Annotated in this window: 20 protein-coding genes and 1 riboswitch; of the genes, 14 read left to right on the top strand and 6 right to left on the bottom strand. The window is 69.4% G+C overall.

The features are described 5' to 3' along the window. Positions 1–244: 244 nt before the first annotated feature. The 4 genes from ACFYP5_RS00275 to gcvT form a co-directional block, all read right to left on the bottom strand. Positions 245–1,627 (bottom strand): L-serine ammonia-lyase, encoded by a 1,383-nt coding sequence (locus tag ACFYP5_RS00275; RefSeq protein ID WP_389028519.1) that lies wholly within the window; start codon positions 1,625–1,627, stop codon positions 245–247. Between the two features lie 157 nt (positions 1,628–1,784). Then, positions 1,785–3,044, bottom strand: a complete 1,260-nt coding sequence (glyA, locus tag ACFYP5_RS00270; RefSeq protein WP_030931007.1) for a serine hydroxymethyltransferase — start codon at positions 3,042–3,044, stop codon at positions 1,785–1,787. Between the two features lie 20 nt (positions 3,045–3,064). Further along, positions 3,065–3,442 (bottom strand): glycine cleavage system protein GcvH, encoded by a 378-nt coding sequence (gene gcvH, locus ACFYP5_RS00265; RefSeq protein WP_030931004.1) that lies wholly within the window; start codon positions 3,440–3,442, stop codon positions 3,065–3,067. 69 nt (positions 3,443–3,511) lie between these two features. Beyond that, positions 3,512–4,627 (bottom strand): glycine cleavage system aminomethyltransferase GcvT, encoded by a 1,116-nt coding sequence (gcvT, locus tag ACFYP5_RS00260; RefSeq protein WP_389028516.1) that lies wholly within the window; start codon positions 4,625–4,627, stop codon positions 3,512–3,514. A 141-nt stretch (positions 4,628–4,768) separates the two neighbouring features. Continuing rightward, positions 4,769–4,866, bottom strand: a riboswitch (glycine riboswitch). 158 nt (positions 4,867–5,024) lie between these two features. Here gcvT and ACFYP5_RS00255 point away from each other — a divergent pair. From ACFYP5_RS00255 to ACFYP5_RS00210, 10 genes are all read left to right on the top strand, one after another. Further along, the gene (locus ACFYP5_RS00255) at positions 5,025–5,705 is read left to right on the top strand and encodes an AAA family ATPase (RefSeq protein ID WP_389028513.1); all 681 of its coding nucleotides are present in this window, start codon (positions 5,025–5,027) and stop codon (positions 5,703–5,705) included. A gap of 80 nt (positions 5,706–5,785) precedes the next feature. Then, positions 5,786–6,556: an enhanced serine sensitivity protein SseB gene (locus ACFYP5_RS00250; RefSeq protein WP_389028511.1), complete on the top strand. Its 771-nt coding sequence runs from the start codon at positions 5,786–5,788 to the stop codon at positions 6,554–6,556. Between the two features lie 189 nt (positions 6,557–6,745). Next, positions 6,746–7,528 carry an enhanced serine sensitivity protein SseB C-terminal domain-containing protein gene (locus ACFYP5_RS00245; RefSeq protein WP_389028508.1) on the top strand — a complete coding sequence of 261 codons (783 nt, stop codon included), beginning with the start codon at positions 6,746–6,748 and terminating at the stop codon, positions 7,526–7,528. A 503-nt stretch (positions 7,529–8,031) separates the two neighbouring features. Next, the gene (locus ACFYP5_RS00240; protein WP_030971359.1) at positions 8,032–9,030 is read left to right on the top strand and encodes an ABC transporter permease; all 999 of its coding nucleotides are present in this window, start codon (positions 8,032–8,034) and stop codon (positions 9,028–9,030) included. Between the two features lie 57 nt (positions 9,031–9,087). Next, a complete protein-coding gene (locus ACFYP5_RS00235; protein WP_389028506.1) occupies positions 9,088–10,845 on the top strand; it encodes an ABC transporter substrate-binding protein in 1,758 nt (585 codons plus the stop codon). A gap of 145 nt (positions 10,846–10,990) precedes the next feature. Next, positions 10,991–12,001 (top strand): ABC transporter permease, encoded by a 1,011-nt coding sequence (locus ACFYP5_RS00230; protein ID WP_389028503.1) that lies wholly within the window; start codon positions 10,991–10,993, stop codon positions 11,999–12,001. Beyond that, entirely contained in the window at positions 11,998–13,086 is a 1,089-nt protein-coding gene (locus tag ACFYP5_RS00225; protein ID WP_389028500.1) for an ABC transporter ATP-binding protein, read from the top strand. The genes ACFYP5_RS00230 and ACFYP5_RS00225 overlap by 4 nt, the downstream gene beginning before the upstream one ends. 44 nt (positions 13,087–13,130) lie before the next feature. Beyond that, on the top strand, positions 13,131–14,501 hold the full coding sequence (locus ACFYP5_RS00220) for an ABC transporter ATP-binding protein (protein WP_389030652.1): 1,371 nt from the start codon (positions 13,131–13,133) through the stop codon (positions 14,499–14,501). A gap of 18 nt (positions 14,502–14,519) precedes the next feature. Further along, a complete protein-coding gene (locus ACFYP5_RS00215; RefSeq protein ID WP_389028497.1) occupies positions 14,520–15,191 on the top strand; it encodes a trimeric intracellular cation channel family protein in 672 nt (223 codons plus the stop codon). Between the two features lie 89 nt (positions 15,192–15,280). Continuing rightward, the gene (locus ACFYP5_RS00210) at positions 15,281–16,126 is read left to right on the top strand and encodes a thioesterase family protein (protein WP_389028494.1); all 846 of its coding nucleotides are present in this window, start codon (positions 15,281–15,283) and stop codon (positions 16,124–16,126) included. Between the two features lie 270 nt (positions 16,127–16,396). Here ACFYP5_RS00210 and ACFYP5_RS00205 read toward each other — a convergent pair whose 3' ends face one another. Further along, the gene (locus tag ACFYP5_RS00205) at positions 16,397–17,026 is read right to left on the bottom strand and encodes a TetR family transcriptional regulator (protein WP_389028492.1); all 630 of its coding nucleotides are present in this window, start codon (positions 17,024–17,026) and stop codon (positions 16,397–16,399) included. A 142-nt stretch (positions 17,027–17,168) separates the two neighbouring features. Here ACFYP5_RS00205 and ACFYP5_RS00200 point away from each other — a divergent pair, with 142 nt between their 5' ends. The 3 genes from ACFYP5_RS00200 to ACFYP5_RS00190 all read left to right on the top strand — a co-directional run bounded on the left by ACFYP5_RS00200 (position 17,169) and on the right by ACFYP5_RS00190 (position 19,031). Beyond that, positions 17,169–17,330 carry a hypothetical protein gene (locus ACFYP5_RS00200; RefSeq protein WP_030971341.1) on the top strand — a complete coding sequence of 54 codons (162 nt, stop codon included), beginning with the start codon at positions 17,169–17,171 and terminating at the stop codon, positions 17,328–17,330. A 56-nt stretch (positions 17,331–17,386) separates the two neighbouring features. Then, positions 17,387–17,719, top strand: a complete 333-nt coding sequence (locus tag ACFYP5_RS00195; RefSeq protein ID WP_389028489.1) for a DUF4190 domain-containing protein — start codon at positions 17,387–17,389, stop codon at positions 17,717–17,719. 142 nt (positions 17,720–17,861) lie between these two features. After that, positions 17,862–19,031 (top strand): cysteine desulfurase family protein, encoded by a 1,170-nt coding sequence (locus ACFYP5_RS00190; RefSeq protein WP_389028486.1) that lies wholly within the window; start codon positions 17,862–17,864, stop codon positions 19,029–19,031. Between the two features lie 21 nt (positions 19,032–19,052). On the opposite strand, the gene ACFYP5_RS00185 is transcribed toward ACFYP5_RS00190, so the two are convergent. Further along, positions 19,053–19,733, bottom strand: coding sequence for an N-acetylmuramoyl-L-alanine amidase (locus ACFYP5_RS00185; protein WP_389028483.1), 681 nt, complete (start codon positions 19,731–19,733; stop codon positions 19,053–19,055). Between the two features lie 61 nt (positions 19,734–19,794). Between ACFYP5_RS00185 and mnmA the strand changes: the two genes are divergently transcribed. Beyond that, positions 19,795–20,931, top strand: coding sequence for a tRNA 2-thiouridine(34) synthase MnmA (gene mnmA / locus ACFYP5_RS00180; protein WP_389028480.1), 1,137 nt, complete (start codon positions 19,795–19,797; stop codon positions 20,929–20,931). Positions 20,932–20,980 lie beyond the last annotated feature (49 nt).

Genomic DNA, 20,980 nt, shown 5'->3' with positions numbered 1-20,980 from the left:
CCGTGCCCATCGCACCCCACCGGTGTCATCCGCCACCGCAGCGACGTGGGGTTCCTGGGGCCACCTACCCAATATGCCGTGGCGCTCGGCACGGCGCAGCGCAAGCGGCCCCCGGCGGCGGCCCGGGGACCCTTCAGGGGTCACCAAAGCTCTGTCCGGAGGGCTCCCCAGGGTGATCCGCCGTGCGGGCGGGGCAGCCCGTGACATGCTGGTGGATGAGAAGCCCCTGATCAGAGGCCCTTTCTCAGCACTCGATGATGTTCACTGCGAGCCCACCGCGCGCGGTCTCCTTGTACTTCACGCTCATGTCCGCACCGGTCTCCTTCATGGTCTTGATGACCTTGTCGAGCGAGACCTTGTGGGTGCCGTCGCCGCGCAGCGCCATCTTTGCCGCGGTGACGGCCTTGACCGCCGCCATGCCGTTGCGCTCGATGCACGGGATCTGGACGAGGCCGCCGACCGGGTCGCAGGTCAGGCCGAGGTTGTGTTCCATGCCGATCTCGGCGGCGTTCTCGACCTGCTCGGCTGAGCCGCCGAGGACCTCGGCGAGGGCGCCCGCGGCCATCGAGCAGGCGGAGCCGACCTCGCCCTGGCAGCCGACCTCGGCGCCGGAGATCGAGGCGTTCTCCTTGAACAGCATGCCGATGGCGCCCGCCGCGAGGAGGAAGCGGACGACGCTGTCCTCCTTCTCGGCCTGGGTGGCGCCGCCTGCCGCGAAGTTCATGTAGTAGTGCAGCACGGCCGGGATGATGCCCGCTGCGCCGTTGGTCGGGGCCGTGACGACGCGGCCGCCCGCGGCGTTCTCCTCGTTGACCGCCATCGCGTAGAGGGTGATCCACTCCATCGCGTGGGCCTGCGGGTCGCCCTCGGCGCGCAGCTGGCGCGCGGTGTTCGCGGCGCGGCGGCGGACCTTGAGGCCGCCGGGCAGGATCCCCTCGCGGGACATGCCGCGCGACACGCACGCCTGCATGACGCGCCAGATGTCGAGCAGACCGGAGCGGATCTCGTCCTCGGTGCGCCAGGCGCGCTCGTTCTCCAGCATCAGCGAGGAGATCGACAGCCCGGTGTCCCTCGCGAGCCGCAGCAGTTCGTCGCCGGTGCGGAAGGGGTGCTTGAGGACGGTGTCGTCGAGAACGATCCGGTCCTCGCCCACCGCGTCCTCGTCCACGACGAAGCCGCCGCCGACGGAGTAGTACGTCTTCTCGAGCAGCGGGGCGCCCTCGTGGTCGTACGCGAAGATCGTCATGCCGTTGGCGTGGTACGGCAGTGCCTTGCGGCGGTGCAGGACCAGCTGCTCGTCGGCGTCGAAGTCGATCTCGTGCATGCCGAGGAGGTTGAGCCGCCCGGAGGCACGGATCTCGGCCACCCGGTCGTCGGCGGACTCGACGTCGACGGTACGGGGGGAGCCGCCCTCCAGGCCGAGCAGGACGGCCTTGGGCGTGCCGTGGCCGTGTCCGGTGGCGCCGAGCGAGCCGAACAGCTCGGCGCGTATCGAGGCGGTGTGGGCGAGCAGGCCCTCGTTCTTCAGCCGGCGCGCGAACATACGGGCCGCGCGCATCGGGCCGACCGTATGGGAGCTGGACGGGCCGATGCCGATCGAGAACAGGTCGAAGACCGAGATGGCCACGAGTGACTCCTAAGGGGTTGGTAGACGTCGTTGTCTGCCGGGTGGTGCGGTACGGACCGGTCGGTCCGAAGAGCAGCGGGACAAGGGATGGGGCACCGCGCTCACTGTCCAGTGTGCGCGGTGCCCCGCCTCAAACGTACAGAACCGCTTTCCCGGACTACTTCAGGCCGGGGTACAGCGGGAACTTCTCGGCCAGCGCGGTGACGCGGGCCTTGAGGTCGTCCGCGTCGTACGAGGGCTTCAGGGCCGACGCGATGATCTCGGCGACCTCGGTGAAGTCCTCGGTCCGGAAGCCGCGGGTGGCCAGAGCCGGCGTACCGATCCGCAGACCGGAGGTGACCATCGGCGGCCGCGGGTCGTTCGGGATGGCGTTGCGGTTGACCGTGATGCCGAGCTCGTGGAGCCGGTCCTCGGCCTGCTGGCCGTCCAGTTCGGAGTTGCGCAGGTCCACGAGGACCAGGTGGACGTCGGTACCGCCGGAGAGGACGGAGACGCCCACCTCGGTGACGTCCGGCTGCACCAGACGGTCGGCGAGGATGCGGGCGCCGTCCAGGGTGCGCTGCTGGCGCTCCTTGAACTCCTCGGTCGCCGCGACCTTGAACGAGACCGCCTTGGCCGCGATCACGTGCTCCAGCGGACCACCCTGCTGACCGGGGAAGACGGCAGAGTTGATCTTCTTGGCGAGCTCCTGCGTCGACAGGATGACGCCACCGCGCGGACCGCCGAGGGTCTTGTGCGTGGTGGTCGTGACGACATGGGCGTGCGGCACCGGGTTGGGGTGCAGGCCCGCGGCCACCAGGCCCGCGAAGTGCGCCATATCGACCATCAGGTACGCGCCGACCTCGTCCGCGATGCGGCGGAAGGCGGCGAAGTCCAGCTGGCGGGGGTACGCGGACCAGCCGGCGACGATCAGCTTCGGCTTGGACTCCTTGGCCAGACGCTCGACCTCGGCCATGTCCACGACACCGGTGTCGTCCACGTGGTACGGGACCACGTTGTAGAGCTTGCCGGAGAAGTTGATCTTCATGCCGTGGGTCAGGTGACCGCCGTGGGCCAGGTTCAGACCCATGATCGTGTCGCCCGGCTTCAGCAGCGCGAACATCGCGGCGGCGTTGGCCTGCGCACCCGAGTGCGGCTGGACGTTCGCGGCCTCGGCGCCGAACAGCGCCTTGATCCGGTCGATGGCGATCTGCTCGACCACGTCGACGTGCTCGCAGCCGCCGTAGTAGCGGCGGCCCGGGTAGCCCTCGGCGTACTTGTTGGTGAGGACGGAGCCCTGGGCCTCCATGACCGCGACCGGAGCGAAGTTCTCCGAGGCGATCATTTCGAGAGTGGACTGCTGACGGTGGAGCTCGGCGTCGACGGCGGCGGCGACGTCCGGGTCCAGCTCGTGGAGGGAGGAGTTGAGAAGCGACATCAGGTGGTCCCTTGGGGTCTTTAGTTGCCGGAGAACTCGGAGTACTCGTCTGCGGAGAGCAGGTCCTTCGGCTCTTCCGTGATGCGTACCTTGAACAGCCAGCCGCCCTCGAAGGGAGCGGAGTTCACCAGCGCCGGGTCGTCCACGACGTCCTGGTTCGCGGCGGTGACCTCACCGGTCACCGGCGAGTACAGGTCGCTGACGGACTTGGTCGACTCCAGCTCACCGCAGGTCTCGCCCTCGGTCACCGTGTCACCGACCTCGGGGAGCTGGGCGTAGACGACGTCGCCGAGCGCGTTGGCCGCGAACTCGGTGATACCGATCGTGGCCACACCGTCCTCGACGGCCGACAGCCACTCGTGCTCCTTGCTGTAACGCAGCTGCTGGGGGTTGCTCATGACCTGAATTCTCCTGTACGCGGGGGAGTGCTGATGAACGGTGGTCTTACGGGCTGAGACGCGACTGCGTCACTTCTGCCGCTTGTAGAACGGCAGGGTCACGACCTCGTACGGCTCGTGGCTGCCGCGGATGTCCACTCCGACGCCCGCGGTCCCGGGCGCGGCGTGCGCGGCGTCCAGGTACGCGATGGCGATCGGCTTGCCGAGGGTCGGGGACGGGGCACCGGAGGTGACCTGGCCGATGATCTGCCCCTCGGCGACGACGGGGAAACCGGCGCGCGGCACCCGGCGGCCCTCGGCGATCAGGCCGACCAGCTTGCGCGGCGGGGCGCTCTCGGCACGCTCGGCGGCGGCCTCCAGTGCCTTGCGGCCGACGAAGTCGCCCTCCTTCTCGAACTTCACGACCCGGCCCAGACCGGCATCGAACGGCGTCAGCTCGGTGGTCAGCTCGTGCCCGTACAGCGGCATGCCCGCCTCCAGGCGCAGCGTGTCACGGCAGGACAGGCCGCACGGGATGAGGCCGTGCGGGGCGCCCGCCGCGGTGAGGGCCTGCCAGAGCTGCTCGGCGTGCTCGGGGGCCACGAACAGCTCGAAGCCGTCCTCGCCGGTGTAGCCGGTGCGGGCGATCAGCGCGGGCACGCCGGCGACGGTGCCGGGCAGGCCCGCGTAGTACTTCAGACCGTCCAGGTCGGCGTCGGTGACCGAGGCCAGGATGGCGGGGGACTCGGGGCCCTGGACGGCGATCAGCGCGTACGCGTCGCGGTCGTCGCGCACCACAGCGTCGAACCCGTCGGCGCGGGCGGTCAGGGCGTCCAGCACGATCTGGGCGTTCCCGGCGTTGGCGACGACCATGTACTCGGTCTCGCCGAGGCGGTAGACGATCAGGTCGTCCAGGATCCCGCCGTCCTCGGCGCAGATCATCGTGTAGCGGGCGCGGCCGACGGCGACGGTGCCGATGTTGCCGACCAGCGCGAAGTTCAGGAACGCCGCTGCCTGCGGGCCGGTGACGGTGATCTCGCCCATGTGCGACAGGTCGAAGAGGCCGGCCTTCGTACGCACCGCGTTGTGCTCGTCGCGCTCACTCGCGTACCGCAGCGGCATGTCCCAGCCCGCGAAGTCGGTCATGGTCGCGCCCAGCGAGCGGTGCAGGGCGTCGAGGGCGGTGAGACGGGGGGCGTTGCTCATAGGTCTGGCTCCCAGGGCATGACGACGAGGACGATCCCTCCCCATCTGTCATCGGAACCTGAGAGGTTCGCCGAGAGACCCTGACGGGTTCGGCTTGCACCTTGGGTGGAGCCGCCGCGGCGGCTCGCTTTTCAGATCTGCCTCATCCACGCGGTACGGGGCCTGAGAGATTCAAGGGAGGATCTTGCTCCTTCGGCGCCCGGCACGGTCAACGGCCGGAACTCTCCCGCGTGGATTCAAGCGGCCTTTATGCAGTTGGCCGGGTCATCATCGCACGCATTGCGGAAGAGTGGGGCGTCGGTACCGCGTGAGGGAAACGAACGGTGGGACGGTTGTCTCGCATTGCCTTTTCTTTACACTTCGAGGGCAGGCGTGGGTGACCGACAGGGGGAGGGCAATGACGTTGCAGCGGTACGCGACGACCGCGGGGGTCGCGCACGGCGCGATGACCGCGCAGCCGGGCACACCTGTCCGGGAAAGGCTCGGCACGCACGCACCCGTCGTGCGCGATCTGCGCGAGCGCGCCGGGCGCAGCCCGCGCGGCCTGCACTTCGCCGCGGGCGATGTGGTGGTGGTCTCCGGGCTGCCGGGCAGCGGCAAATCGACGCTCATCCGGCGAGCGGTGGCCGTACGGGCCATCGACTCCCAGGACACCCGGGACCGCTGGGCGCGGCGAGTGCCCCGCTTACTCCCGTACGCCCTCTACCGCCCGCTGGTCCGTGTCGCCCACTACTGGGGGCTCTGGCGGGCGCTGCGCTCCGGTGACCCGGTCGTGGTCCACGACTGCGGTACCCAGGCGTGGGTGCGGGGCTGGCTGGCCCGGGACGCGCGACGCCGCGGCCGTGTCCTTCACCTCGTCCTGCTGGACGTCACCCCTCAGGTGGCGAGGGAGGGCCAGCGCGAGCGAGGGCGCGGAGTCTCGGGTTACGCCTTCGCCCGGCACCGCAGGGCCGTCGGCAGGCTGCTGCGGGACACCGAGGCCGGCATCCTGCCGCCCGGCTGCTGCTCGGCGGTGCTGCTGGACCGGGAGGCGGCCGGGATGCTCGCCCGGATCACATTCACCGACCACAGCCTGTAGCACCACTGCCGCCCGTCAGCGCGGAAGGGCGCGCCAGAGTTACTGTTCTGCGGCAAGCCGTGGGGCGAGAAGGGGAAGCAGTGGACATTCCGGCACCGGTCCAGACCCATTTGCAGGGCGGATGGCCGGCCAATGAGCTCGAAGAGGTGCTCGGGGCCTCGCTCGGCAGCCCGGAAGCGGGCGGCCGGCTCGTCGAAGTGCTCGGCCGCAGTCATCTCTGGGTGCCCCTTCCCAACGGCGGCGGTCCCGACGCCCCGTCGCTCGATCTGCCCACGGTGGAGATCGAGGGTGCGGCGTACGTTCCCGTCTTCAGCTCCGAACAGCAGTTCCTGAGCTGCGTCGGCACCCATATGTCCTTCACCGTGGCGCCTGCCCGCGAATTCGCCCGCGGACTGCCCCCGCAGCTCGGCATCGCGGTGAATCCGGGTGGCGCCGTCGGCATGCCGCTGCCGCCGCCCGCCGTCGCCGAGCTCTGCCGCGCCGGACGCACCTCTCTGGACGGGCCGGCCAGCGGCGGCCGTGTCCGCCTGTACGAGCCGGACTGGCAGGAGGAGCCCGTCGACTTCCTCGCCGCCGCGGCCGGCGAATTCGAGGAGAGCGGTGTCGTGCGCACCGCCCGTCGCACGCTGGCCAGCATCGAGGGCGGCGACCCCGTCCTCTTCATAGGCGTCGAGTTCTCGACGTGGGACGGTGCCGGACGCAATGCCCCGATGGATGCCCTGGGCCGCGCGCTCGGCCGGGTCGAGGTGCCCTGGCCGGTCAACCTGGTCCTGCTGGACGTGGCGCAGGACCCGGTAGCCGACTGGATGCGGGCCAGGATCCGGCCGTTCTACCAGCGCGAGGGCCACTGAGCGGCCTGCCGCCCCCTTGCCGGAGCCCGGCGGCCGGTGCGCGACCCGTCGGCCTGTGACGTCAAGTCGGTGTCAGGGACGCCGCTTAAGCTGGTTTGATGATGGCTAGTGCCTCGGCCACCGTGCCGCACCCGTGTGCCCCGGGAGCGGCAGGCCGACACAGTGGATCGAAGAGGGGCGGGACCCAGGGTGAGTGCGTCAGGCACCGCGGCGGCCGGGCAGGTCGAGCACATGCTGCGTCAGGTGACGCCCGGGCGCTACGACGCGTACGAGGCGTTGCTGCGGGCCCTCGCCCAGGACCGGATCTGGATGCTGCTCTGGCACGGCCAGGCCGGATCGCCGGACGCCCAGTACGGGAACATGGAGATCGACGGGCTCGGCTACGCCCCCTGCGTGACCTCGGCCCAGGAACTCGCGGCCAGCGGATGGAACCGGGCCCATGAGGTGGTCACGGGCGTCGACATCGCCCGCGCCCTCTTTCCCGACCGCTGGGGCATCTGGCTCAACCCGCACGCCCCCGGTGGCGGCGTCGGCATTCCCTGGCTGGATCTGAGACGGATCGCCACCGGACTCGACCGGATGCCCGCGGGCCCCCTCCGGCTCACCGAGCCGGCCATCGAGATCCCGCAGTTCTACGCACTGCTGTCGCAGAACGCCCATCGCACCCCTGCGATCCGCTCGCTGCGCCGCGCCTGGGTGCAGCCCGCACTGGGTGTCCCCTATCTCGCCATCGGTCTCGATCTCTACGACACGAGTCAGTCCTCCGTCGACACGGTGCGCGCGATGATGCAGCAGTCGATCGGCGCGGTCCCGGACGGGCTCCCCGTCTCGACCGTCGCCATGTCCGACGAGTACGACCCGGTCGCGATGTGGCTGCGTGCCAACGCCCGCCCGTTCTACGACCGCGAGGCACACGCCCAGGCCGGTCCGCCGCCCGCCGCCGGTTCCGCCTACGGGTACCCCTTCGGGTAGATGAGCCGGAGGCGTCCGGGATTGTCCCGCCGCGCCCCCGACGGGCAGGCGCGCCCGGTGAGTTGACCCGGGCTGTGCGCCGATCCTGCCGAAATCGCTTGAGCTACCGGCAAATGACGTCACGGAAGCCCAAGTCCGGACAATTCCTGCCTACCGGAGCATCCGGCGCTTCCCATGGATCCTGGAGCAACTGGCCGGAAAACAGCGGTGGTTCGAAAGCCTGAATCCGCTCCCCGGGCAACGCTGTCCGGATTACGGAATCCTTCTGACCTCATCACGTTTGAGCAAACATTCCCCGTCAGGTCTGGCGGGTGATCGCAGGCGCGTTGAAGACTCCCCGGACAGAGGGATGTCGGTTCCGGTGCAGAGCGCTCCGGAACGGGACGCCGTTCCTCGGCACCACCTGAACCACCCGGCAACACGGCAGCAACGGACCGCACCGTCGACCCGGGCGGCCGCCAAGCATCGTCGGCAACCGTCGGCACGGGCAAGCACGAGGGACGATGACCGCACCCATAGAGACCACTGAATCGCAGGCCGGTTCTCAGCCCGAGTCTGTGCTGAAGGGCGTCAAGGCCTCACAGATCGAGGGTCGTTCGCTAGGACGGATCGCCTGGAACCGCTTCAAACGCGACAAGGTGGCAGTCGCCGGCGGCATCGTTGTCATCCTGCTGGTGCTGCTGGCCGTGCTCTCCAAGCCGATCCAGGCGATGTTCGGTCTCGACCCCAACGAGTTCCACCAGGACCTGATCGACCCGGCGCTGCTGTCGCCCAAGGGCGCCTGGGGCGGCATGAGCTGGGATCATCCCCTCGGTGTCGATCCGCAGTACGGACGCGACATCCTGTCCCGGATCATCGAGGGTTCCTGGGTGTCCCTCCTCGTCGCGGGCGGCGCGACTCTGGTCTCCGTGATCATCGGTGTGATCATGGGCGTCACCGCAGGCTTCTACGGAGGCTGGGCCGACAGCCTCATCAGCCGCACGATGGACGTCTTCCTCGCCTTCCCGCTGCTCCTCTTCGCGATCTCCATCTCGGCCTCGCTCCAGGACGGAGCGTTCGGACTGTCGGGGCTGCCGCTCAGGATCGCGGTGCTGATCTTCGTCATCGGCTTCTTCAGCTGGCCGTACATGGGCCGGATCGTCCGCGCCCAGACGCTCAGCCTGCGCGAGCGGGAGTTCGTGGAGGCGGCCCGAAGCCTGGGCGCCCGCGGCCCGTTCATCCTGATGCGGGAGCTGCTGCCCAACCTGGTCGCGCCGATCCTGGTCTACTCCACGCTGCTGATCCCGACGAACATCCTCTTCGAGGCGGGGCTCAGCTACCTGGGTGTCGGAATCGCTCCGCCGCAGGCCTCCTGGGGAGGCATGCTCTCCACGGCCGCCGAGATCTACCAGGCCGATCCGCAGTACATGATCGTGCCGGGTCTGGCGATCTTCATCACCGTTCTGGCGTTCAATCTGCTGGGTGACGGGCTCCGTGATGCCCTCGACCCGCGCAGCAAGTAATCCGCGGCACCTGCCAACACTTCTGCCGCAACCATCGATCGAGGGGGCATTCCTCAGGTGAAGACCAAAAGAGCGACAGCTGCGATCGCCACAGCTGTGGCAATCGCGCTGGGGGCAACCGCCTGTGGCGGTTCGGACAGCGACAGCAAGAGCAAGGGTGGTAGCAGTGGCGCCACCGACGCCGCGCTGACCTCCGTAGTCAACAAGTCGGACAAGAAGGGTGGCACGCTCGCCCTCGCACTGTCGGACGAGCCGGACTCCCTCGACCCCGGCAACACGTACTACGGCTGGGTGCAGAACTTCGCGCGCCTCTACGGCCGTACGCTGACCAGCTTCAAGCCGGCCGCCGGTGGCGCCGGTCTGGAGGTCGTCCCGGACCTCGCGGAGTCGCTGGGCAAGCCCAGCGCCGACGCGAAGACGTGGACGTACACCCTGAAGAAGGGCCTGAAGTACGAGGACGGTTCGCCGATCACCTCGAAGGACATCAAGTACGCCATCGAGCGAAGCAACTTCTCGCCCGAGGCGCTGTCCAACGGCCCGACGTACTTCAAGGCGCACCTCATCGGCGGCGACAAGTACAAGGGTCCGTACAAGGACAAGAACCCGGACGGCATCGCGTCCATCGAGACCCCGGACGACAGCACCATCGTCTTCAAGCTGAAGGACGCCTTCGCGGACTTCGACTACCTCGCGACCTTCTCGCAGACGGCCCCCGTGCCGGCCGCGAAGGACAAGGGCGCCGAGTACGTCCAGCACATCGTGTCCTCGGGTCCGTACAAGTTCGCTTCGTACGAGGAGGGCAAGAGCGCCAGCCTCGTCCGTAACGAGAACTGGGACCCGAAGACGGACCCGATCCGCCCGGCCCTGCCGGACAAGATCAACATCCGCTTCAAGGTCAAGCAGGAGACGGTCGACAACGACCTTCTCGCGGACAACCTCACGGTGGACGCGGCCGGCACCGGTGTGGCCCCCGCCACGCAGCCCAAGGTCCTGACCGACCAGAAGCTCAAGAAGCAGACGGACAACGCGTACGCGGGCGCCACCTCGTACATCGGTCTGAACGTGCACGTGAAGCCGTTCGACAACATCCACTGCCGCAAGGCCGTGCAGTGGGGTATCGACAAGGCGTCGGTCCAGGCCGCCCAGGGTGGCGACCCGAAGGGTGACGTCGCGACGACGCTGCTGCCGCCGACCGTCAGCGGGTACAGCAAGTTCGACCTGTACGAGACCGAGGGTCACAAGGGCGACATCGAGAAGGCCAAGGCCGAGCTGAAGGAGTGCGGTCAGCCCAACGGCTTCGAGACCAACATCTCCGCCCGCTCCGACCGTCCGGCCGAGATGTCGATGGTCACCGCGGTCCAGGCGTCCCTGAAGAAGATCGGCGTCACCGCCAACATCAAGACGTTCCCGGGCGGCAAGTACTTCCAGAACTTCGCCGGTAACCCGAGCTACGTCCACGAGCACAAGCTCGGCATGATCATGACCGCGTGGGGCGCCGACTGGCCGACCGGCTTCGGCTTCCTGGACCAGATCATCAACGGCTCGGCCATCAAGCCGACCGGTGGCAACAACGTCCAGGAACTCGACGACCCGGCGATCAACAAGGCGCTCAACTCGGCCATCGCCAACACCGATGACACCGCCCGCGCCAAGGCCTGGGGCGACATCGACAAGCTGGTCGCCGAGAACGCGTCCGCCGTGCCGCTCGTCTACCGCAAGAACCTGCTGCTGCGTCCGGTCTCCGCGACCAACGTCACGGTCACGCAGGCATACCTCGGCATGTACGACTACCTGCTGATGGGCTCCTCCAAGTAACTGCCGGGCCTGTCCGCCGGGCTGATTCATTCGGGGGGCGACCCCCGTACCCCCGAAAGTTCGAAAGGCAGGTGAAGGTTTCGGTGTCCGCCGGACCGGGTGCTCCTCGGAGCGCCCGGCCGGCGGACACCGCCGCCGGACAGCTGTGGCTGCGTACATCATTCGACGCGTCTTCGGCGCGGTGCTGTTGCTGCTGATCGTCAGCGCAGTCACCTTCGCGATTTTCTTCCTCGTCCCCCGGCTGGCCGGGCAGACGATGGACCAGCTTGCCGCGCAGTATGTGGGCAAGGATGCCAATCCTCAGTCCATTGCCGCGGTCAAGCACAACCTGGGTCTCGACCAGCCGCTGTACACGCAGTACTGGCACTTCATCAAGCAGATCTTCGTCGGTGCCACCTACAACTTCGGACCCGACGCCTCGCAGTGCCACGCCCCGTGCTTCGGCTACTCCTTCAAGCGTCACGTCGAGGTCTGGCCGCAGCTCACCCAGCGCATCCCGGTGACGCTCTCGCTGGCCATCGGTGCCGCCGTGATCTGGCTGATCAGCGGCATCGCCATCGGTGTCGTCTCCGCCCTCAAGCGGGGGTCGCTGCTGGACCGTTTCTTCATGGGCGTCGCCCTGGCCGGCGTCTCCCTCCCGATCTTCTTCACCGGCATGCTGGCGCTCGGCGTCCTCACCGTGCAGTGGCCGATCTGGGAAGGCGTCAACTACGTGGCGTTCACGGACAATCCCGCCGACTGGGCGTGGAATCTGCTGATCCCGTGGTGTTCGCTCGCCTTCCTCTACTCCGCGCTCTACGCCCGGCTCACCCGGGCCGGAATGCTGGAGACCATGGGCGAGGACTACATCCGTACGGCCCGCGCCAAGGGCCTCAAGGAGAGCCGGGTCATCGGCAAGCACGGGCTGCGGGCCGCGCTGACCCCCATCGTCACCATCTTCGGCATGGACTTCGGTCTGCTGCTCGGCGGCGCCGTGATCACCGAGACCGTGTTCTCCTTCCCCGGACTCGGCCAGTACGCCGTCAAGAGCGTGCAGGACAACGACCTTCCGATCGTCATGGGCGTGACGCTGGTCGCCGCTTTCTTCATCGTCATCTGCAATCTGCTGGTGGATCTGGTGTACGCCGCCATCGACCCCAGGGTGAGGCTCTCGTGAGTGAGGTTTCCAAGACCGAGGCGCCGGGCGAGCCGGTGGCCGGCCAGCGTTCCGGCGACGACGAGGCCTTCCTCTCCGTACGGGATCTCCGCATCCACTTCCAGACGGACGACGGCCTGGTCAAGTCGGTCGACGGCGTCAGCTTCGATGTGAAGCCGGGGCAGACCCTCGGCATCGTCGGCGAGTCCGGCTCCGGCAAGTCCGTCACCTCGCTCGGCGTGATGGGCCTGCACCGCACGGCCCCCAACGCCCGGATCTCCGGCGAGGTCTGGCTGGACGGCGAGGAACTGATCGGGGCCACCGCCGACCGGGTGCGCGAACTGCGCGGCCGCAAGATGGCGATGATCTTCCAGGACCCGCTCTCCGCGATGCACCCGTACTACACGGTCGGCGCGCAGATCGTGGAGGCATACCGGGTTCACCACAAGGTCAGCAAGAAGATCGCCCGTACGCGTGCGATCGAGATGCTCGACCGGGTCGGCATCCCCGAACCGCACAAGCGGGTCGACGCCTACCCGCACGAGTTCTCCGGCGGTATGCGCCAGCGCGCCATGATCGCGATGGCACTGGTCAACAACCCCGAGCTGCTGATCGCCGACGAGCCGACCACCGCCCTGGACGTCACCGTCCAGGCGCAGATCCTGGACCTGATCCGGGACCTGCAGAAGGAGTTCGGCTCCGCCGTCATCATGATCACCCACGACCTGGGTGTCGTCGCCGAGATGGCCGACGAGCTGCTGGTGATGTACGGCGGCCGGTGCATCGAGCGCGGTCCCGCGGAGCAGGTCTTCTACCAGGCCCAGCACCCGTACACCTGGGGTCTGCTCACCTCGATGCCGCGCATCGACCGCGAGCAGACCGAACGGCTGGTCCCGGTCAAGGGCCAGCCGCCGTCGCTGATCAACATCCCGACCGGCTGCGCCTTCAACCCGCGCTGCCCGTACGCGGACGTCCCCAAGGGCGACATCACCCGCACCACACGTCCCGAGCTGAAGCTGGTCGGCGACGGGCACTACTCGGCCTGCCACATGGCACCCGAGGAGCGCACCCGGATCTGGACCGAAGAGATTGCGCCGAAGCTGTGAGCGAGGCGAATGAGGTGAGCGACGTGAGCCAGAAGAAGGATCCCATCGTGCTCGACAAGGACGTGACGATCCCGGAGCAGGCCACCGCCCCGCGCGAGCCGCTGCTCAAGGTCGAGGGCCTGGTCAAGCACTTCCCGATCCGCAAGGGTCTGTTCGGCCGGCAGAGCGGCGCGGTCAAGGCCGTCGACGGCATCGACTTCGAGGTGTACCCGGGGGAGACCCTGGGCGTCGTCGGTGAATCCGGCTGCGGCAAGTCGACCATGGGCCGGCTGATCACCCGGCTGCTGGAACCGACCGGCGGCAAGGTCGAGTTCGAGGGCCGGGACATCACCCATCTGTCCATGGGGCAGATGAGGCCGATGCGCCGCGACGTCCAGATGATCTTCCAGGACCCGTACTCCTCGCTGAACCCGCGCCACACGATCGGCACGATCGTCAGCGCGCCGTTCAGGCTCCAGGGCGTCGAGCCCGAGGGTGGTCTGAAGAACCACGTCCAGGAGCTGCTGAAGCTGGTCGGGCTCAGCCCCGAGCACTACAACCGCTACCCGCACGAGTTCTCCGGCGGCCAGCGCCAGCGCATCGGCATCGCCCGCGCGCTCGCCCTGCGGCCGAAGCTGGTCGTCGCCGACGAGCCGGTCTCGGCGCTGGACGTGTCGATCCAGGCTCAGGTGGTGAACCTGCTCGACGACCTCCAGGACGAGCTCGGGCTCACCTACGTGATCATCGCGCACGACCTCTCGGTCATCCGCCACGTCTCGGACCGCATCGCCGTGATGTACCTCGGCAAGATCGTCGAGCTCGCGGACCGCAAGTCGCTGTACGAGGCGCCCATGCACCCGTACACCAAGGCCCTGATGTCCGCGGTGCCGGTGCCGGACCCGCGGCGGCGCGGCGTGAAGAGCGAGCGGATCCTGCTCAAGGGTGATGTGCCGTCGCCGATCTCGCCGCCGAGCGGCTGCCGCTTCCACACGAGGTGCTGGAAGGCGACGCAGATCTGCAAGACGCAGGAACCCCCGCTGATCGCGCTGAAGACCGGTCACCAGGTGGCCTGTCACCACCCGGAGAACGCGCCGGACCAGGTGCCGGGCGAGAAGGTGCTGGCCGCGGCGCGGGAGGCGGTCGAGGTGGTTTCGGTGACGAAGGCGGTGGCGGCCGAGGACGCGGAGTCCTCGGAGGGCACTGCGCCGACCGAGGTTGCGGAGCCTGCTCAGGTCACCGAGTCCTCGGAGGCCGGCGAGGCGGCTGAGCCGGCCGAGGTCTCGGAGGCCACCGAGGCTGCCGAGTCGGCTGAGGTCTCGGAGGCTGCTGAGGCCTCGGCGGCCGACGACACGACCGATGGCGACGACACCGCCGCGCCGTCCTCGGACGACGTCGCGACCCCGTCCGGGACCTCGGAGGACAGCCCCAGGCAGTAGTACCGGCACAATTGCCCGGTGCTCAACGAACTGTTCACGCCCTCCGTCCAGCATGCGCTCGACATCGTCGGAATTTTTGTCTTCGCGATCTCCGGCGCACTGCTCGCCGTACGCAAGAACTTCGATGTCTTCGGCATCGCGGTACTCGCCGAGGTGACAGCGCTGGGCGGGGGGCTGTTCCGTGATCTGATCATCGGGGCGGTGCCGCCCGCCGCCTTCACCGATCTCGGTTACTTCCTCACCCCGCTGCTCGCCGCCGGCCTGGTCTTCTTCCTGCATCCGCACGTCGAGCGGATCCAGGTGGCGGTCAACGTCTTCGACGCGGCGGGCCTGGGGCTGTTCTGCGTCACCGGCACCGTCAAGGCGTACGACTACGGTCTGGGCCTCACCGCTTCGGCGGCCCTGGGCCTGGCCACCGCGGTCGGCGGTGGTGTGCTGCGTGACGTACTCGCCAATGAGACGCCGTCGCTGCTGCGCTGGGACCGCGATCTGTACGCGGTGCCCGCGATGGTCGGCGCAATCATGATCGTGCTGTGCATCCGCTTCGGCACGATCAATGCCTTCACCAGCGGCACCGCCGTGATCACCGCCTTTGTCCTGCGGCTGCTGGCGATGCGGTTCCACTGGCGGGCGCCCCGTGCGTACAAGCGATCCTCGGCCGCGGCCGAGGAGGGCTCCGCCGCCACCTGACAGGCCTCGGCTCGCGCCACGGTACGCCGACACATCGCCGACTCAAAAAAGCTACCGCTCAGTAATACAATCGGTGTACGGTGCATTTCATGGCACAGGCAGCTCAGGCACTCATCGGCGACAGCGAGTTCGACAGGGACACCGCCGTCACCCTTCGCGAAGAAGGCGTCTACGACGCCGAACTCTCCGCGGGCTGGACGATCATCCACGCCGTCAACGGCGGGTATCTACTGGCCATGCTCGGCCGCGCGCTCGGCGAGGCCCTGCCGCACCCCGACCCCTTCTCGGTCTCCGCGCACTACCTCACCGCGTCGGTCCCCGGCCCCGCGGTGATCCGGACGCAGGTCGTCCGCACCGGCCGTACCCTCTCCACCGGTCAGGCGTCGCTCTTCCAGTACGCGGAGGACGGCACCGAGGCCGAGCGCATCCGGATCCTCGGCACGTACGGCGACCTGGACTCCCTCTCCGACGACATCCGCACGTCGGCGAAGCCGCCGGCCATGGCGCCGATCGAGCAGTGCTTCGGTCCGGGCGACGGCCCGGCGCCCATCCCCGGAAGCTCCGCGATCACCGAGCGGCTCAACATCAAGCTCGACCCGTCGACCGTCGGCTGGGCCATCGGCGCCCCGTCCGGCAAGGGCGAGATGCGCGGCTGGTTCGGCCTGGCGGACGGGCGCGACGCCGACCCGTACTCCCTGCTGCTCACCGTCGACGCGCTGCCGCCGACCTCGTTCGAGCTGGGGCTCAAGGGCTGGACGCCGACCATCGAGCTCACCACCCACATCCGTTGCCGTCCGGCCCCCGGCCCGCTGCGTGTCTCCATCACCACCCGCAACCTCGCAGGCGGCTTCCTGGAGGAGGACGCGGACGTCTGGGACAGCGCCGACCGGCTGGTCGCCCAGTCCCGCCAGTTGGCCCGCGCCCCGCGCGGCTGAACCATGCCGCCCGGGCTCCCGGAACGCCTGACGTGAGGGGGAGCCAGGCGTCCGGGAGTCGGGACGGCGTGAAATCGGACCGGCTGTTCTCGATCCCGCTGCTCCGGACCCACGGGCCGGCCCCCCATCGGGCGTGCCGAGCGTTTCGGAGCCTCCGCACCCGGTCCCGGCGCCCGGCCGTGCGCGCACCCGTCCGTTCCGCCTGTGGACGGCGGGTGGGCCTGGAGATCGGCCCGGCCGGGGTGCGAGATGCCCGGCATCCCCCATGCCTCAGGCGCCGGTGCCGTCCAGCCAGTGGCGCCTGCCGAGGGTGACGAGGCGCAGCCGCCGGCGGGTGACCTCGGCCACCTGGGCCTCGCCGGCCGGGTCGGCGTCCAGCATCGCGGAGGCCGTGATCACCATGTGGTCGACGTAGAGACCGCCGAGCATCAGCAGGTCCTCGTCGCTCCAGCCCCGCGACTCCGGCTCCGCGCCGAGTGCTTCGGCCACCTCCTCGGCGAACCGCCGCAGTTGGGCCGCTATGGCCTCGCGGACCTGGCTGACGCCACCGTGCTGCTCACGGGCGATGAAGCGGAAGTGGGCAGGCTGCTCACGTACATGACGGGTGATCAGCTGGACGCTGCGGTCCAGCCGGGCCTCGCTGTCGCCCGTCTCGGCGAGGATCGCGCCGATCACCCCGTGCAGGCTGCCCAGTGCTTCCTCGACAAGTGCCACACCGAGCGCGGCGATGTCGTCGAAGTGCCGGTAGAAGGCGGTCGGCGTGACACCCACCGCCCGCGTCACCTCGCGCAGTCCCAGGCTGCTCAGGCTCTGGTGCTCCAACAGCTGGAGCGCGGCGTCCAGCAGTGCCTGGCGGGTTTTCAGCTTCTGGGTCTGGCGGATGCCGACGGTGTGACTCATGCCATTCAGTAAACAACTGTTCTCTGGACCATGGAAGGGATGAACGGGTCTAGACTGACAAGTCAGTGAACACTCGTACTCTCAAATGGCGCACAGGGCGCAGAGGGTCCGAGTGCCCCGAGAACTCGCAGAAAGGCCGAACATGGTCATCCTCGTCGCCGCCCTGCTCCTGCTGGGGGTCGTCCTCGGGGCGGTGGTCCAGATTCCGCTCCCGCTGACCCTCGCCCTCGCCGCCGCGATCGGCTGCTGGCTGCTGATCTTCGCGGTCCGCGAGCGGCTGAGCGCGCACCGCCGGTCCCACTGATCCGGCCTGTCCGATCCGACGTTCGAGCCAATGAAAGAGACGAAGGAGCCTGCACCATGACACTCACCGCATTCGCCCGCCGAGCCGGCACCGGCACGGAAGCCACCACCGCCGGGGGAGACGCCCCGCGGGCCGTCGGCCGCGGGAGGAGCACCCGGGACGCAGACGGCCTGGCCGTCGCCTCCTTCGTGCTCGGGCTGATCGGCCTCCTTGTGATGAACATCGTGCTCGGCCCGATCGCCATCGTGATGGCGGTCATCGCCCTTGCCCGCTCCACCGCCCGCCGCGGCCGCGCCCTCCTCGGACTCGCCCTCGGCATCGCGGACCTCGTCGTCCTGGCCTTCCTGGTCACCGGAAACGGCACCGTCTCCTGGAGCTTCGGCAGCTGACCGACGGCGTCCTGCGGCGCCGCCCCGGCCGGATCGGGCTCCGGTTCGGGCAGGTGACACAGCATCTGACCGCCGTGCGCGGGTACGGACCGCGATGCGCCCGGCATACGCCCCACCCCGGGCTCGTAGAATCGAGCCCACCATGGCTTACCTCGACCACGCCGCGACCACGCCGATGCTTCCGGAGGCGATCGCGGCGATGACCGCCCAGCTCGCCGTCACCGGTAACGCGTCCTCACTGCACGCCGCCGGGCGCCGGGCCCGCCGTACCGTCGAGGAGTCGAGAGAGACCCTCGCCGACGCCCTCGGCGCACGCCCCAGCGAGGTGGTCTTCACCTCCGGCGGTACCGAGGCCGACAACCTCGCCGTGAAGGGCCTCTACTGGGCCCGCCGCGACGCCGACCCCCGGCGCACCCGTGTGCTCGCCGGTCCCGTCGAGCACCATGCCGTGCTGGACGCCGTCGACTGGCTCGCCGAGCATGAGGGGGCGACCGTCGAATACCTCCCCGTCGACGCCTACGGCCGCGTCCACCCGGACACGCTGCGCGAGGCGATCGAGCGCAACCCCGACGATGTCGCGATGGTCACCGTGATGTGGGCCAACAACGAGATCGGCACCATCATGCCGGTACGTGAACTGGCCGCCGTCGCCGGCGAGTTCGACGTGCCGATGCACTCGGACGCGGTGCAGGCCTTCGGTCAGGTGGAGGTCGACTTCGCCGCGTCGGGACTGGCCGCCATGACCGTCAGCGCACACAAGATCGGCGGCCCGTTCGGCATCGGCGCGCTGCTGCTCGGCCGCGCCCACACCCCCGTACCCGTGCTGCACGGCGGAGGCCAGGAGCGGCATGTGCGCTCCGGGACCCTCGACGTGCCCGCCATCGCCGCCTTCGCGGTGGCCGGCCGGCTCGCCGCCGGCAACCGCGAGGAGTTCTCCCGGGAGATCGGCGGACTCCGCGACCAGCTGGTCGCGGCCGTGCTCGCGGCCGTTCCCGACGCCATCCTCGGCGGCGATCCGGCCCCCGGCGGCCGGCTCCCGGCCAACGCCCACTTCACGTTCCCCGGCTGCGAGGGAGACTCCCTGCTCCTGCTGCTGGACGCCCAGGGGATCGAATGCTCCACCGGCTCCGCCTGCACGGCGGGAATCGCCCAGCCCAGCCACGTACTGCTGGCCACCGGCACCGACCCGGACCTGGCCCGCGGCACGCTGCGGTTCTCGCTCGGACACACATCGACCAAGCAGGACGTGGAGGACGTCGCCCGGGCGATCGGGCCTGCGGTCGAGCGCGCGCGGACGGCGGGGCTCAGCTGAACCGGGCGACGGGCGCCGCTGTCACCGGGCGCCCGCTGCCCTCACCAGTCCGATGTACCGGTCCCAGTCCCAGTGCGGCCCCGGATCGGTGTGGTCGGTGCCGGGCACCTCGACATGCCCGATGATGTGCGTCCGGTCCACCGGTATCCGGTACCGCCCGCATATCGCGGCCGACAGTCGTGCCGACGACGCGTACATCGCGGCCGTGAAGTCCTGCGGCCGGTCCACGAACCCCTCGTGCTCGATGCCGACGCTGCGCTCGTTGTACGACTTGTTCCCTGCGTGGAACGCCACGTCCAGCTCACGGATCATCTGCGTCACATGACCGTCCTTGCGCACCACGTAGTGCGCCGCCGCGCCGTGGCCGGGGTCCTGGAAGACCCGGACCGCGCCGCGGAAGCTGCCCTGGGTCACATGGATGACGACCCGGTCTATGGCGTAGTCGGCGGGGCGGTCCGCCCGTCGCCAGTTCGCCGGGGACGCCGCCGTCCACTGCGCCCGTGCGTAATCCAGCTCGCCGGGCTTGCGGGGCTTCTCCACCCCGGGCAGCCGCCACCAGGCGTGCTCCAGTTTCTCCCGGGCCAGCGCCGCCGTGCCCACCGCCGTGACAGCAGCGCCGATCAGCAACCCGCGCCGGCTGATGCCGTGCTCCGCCTCGGCCCCCGCCGACCGCCTGGCGCCTGCCGTCTCCTTGGTCCCCATGAGATCGACAACGCATATCCGAGAGCTTTCGGTTCCCGGCGACCCGTACCCTGGTGGAGCTATGACTCAGACTTCCCAGCGCCCCCTCCGTGTGCTCGCCGCCATGTCGGGCGGTGTCGACTCCGCCGTCGCCGCGGCCCGAGCCGCCGAGGCGGGCCACGACGTGACCGGTGTGCACCTCGCCCTCTCCGCGAACCCGCAGTCGTTCCGTACCGGGGCGCGGGGCTGTTGCACCATCGAGGACTCCCGCGACGCCCGCCGCGCCGCGGACGTCATCGGCATCCCGTTCTACGTCTGGGACCTGGCGGAACGCTTCCGCGAGGACGTCGTGGAGGACTTCGTCGCCGAGTACGAGGCGGGCCGCACGCCCAACCCGTGTCTGCGCTGCAACGAGAAGATCAAGTTCGCGGCGCTGCTCGACAAGGCGCTCGCGCTCGGCTTCGACGCCGTCTGCACCGGCCACTACGCCACCGTCGTGCTGAACGAGGACGGCAGCCGCGAGCTGCACCGCGCCTCGGACATGGCCAAGGACCAGTCGTACGTCCTCGGTGTCCTGGACGAGAGGCAGCTCGCCCACGCGATGTTCCCGCTCGGCGACACCCTCACCACCAAGGACGAGATCCGCGCCGAGGCGGAGACCCGTGGCCTGGCCGTGGCGAAGAAGCCCGACAGCCACGACATCTGCTTCATCGCCGACGGCGACACCCAGGGCTTCCTGGCCGACCGCCTCGGCGGCAAGGCCGAGGGTGACATCCTCGACGAGTCCGGCAACAGGCTCGGCACCCACGACGGCGCCTTCGGTTTCACCATCGGCCAGCGCAAGGGCCTGCGCATCGGCCACCCCGCCGCCGACGGCAAGCCGCGCTACGTCCTCGACATCTCGCCGGTGAACAACACGGTGACGGTCGGCCCGGTCGAGGCCCTCGACGTCACGGCGCTGACGGCGATCAAGCCCCGCTGGTGCGGCACGGCTCCGGCCGGCCCCGGCACGTACACCGCTCAGCTCCGCGCCCACGGCGGCGAGACCGAGGTGACCGCCGAGCTGGTGGACGGCACGCTGAACGTCGCCTTCACCGAGCCGGTACGGGGTGTGGCCCCCGGCCAGGCGGTCGTGCTGTACGACGGGACGCGAGTGGTCGGCTCGGCGACGATCGCGACGACGGTGCGGCGCACCGAAGCCGCGGTCGGCCGGAGCTGAAGCAGTTCCTCCGAAGCGGGCCGGGCCCGGGCCGCGACGGGGCGTCGTG

It is taken from the genome of Streptomyces sp. NPDC005262, from assembly GCF_042872425.1.
Classification (GTDB): Bacteria; Actinomycetota; Actinomycetes; order Streptomycetales; family Streptomycetaceae; genus Streptomyces.
The sequence above is the reverse complement of the archived record's forward strand: the minus strand, read 5'-3'. Positions and strand labels throughout refer to the sequence as shown.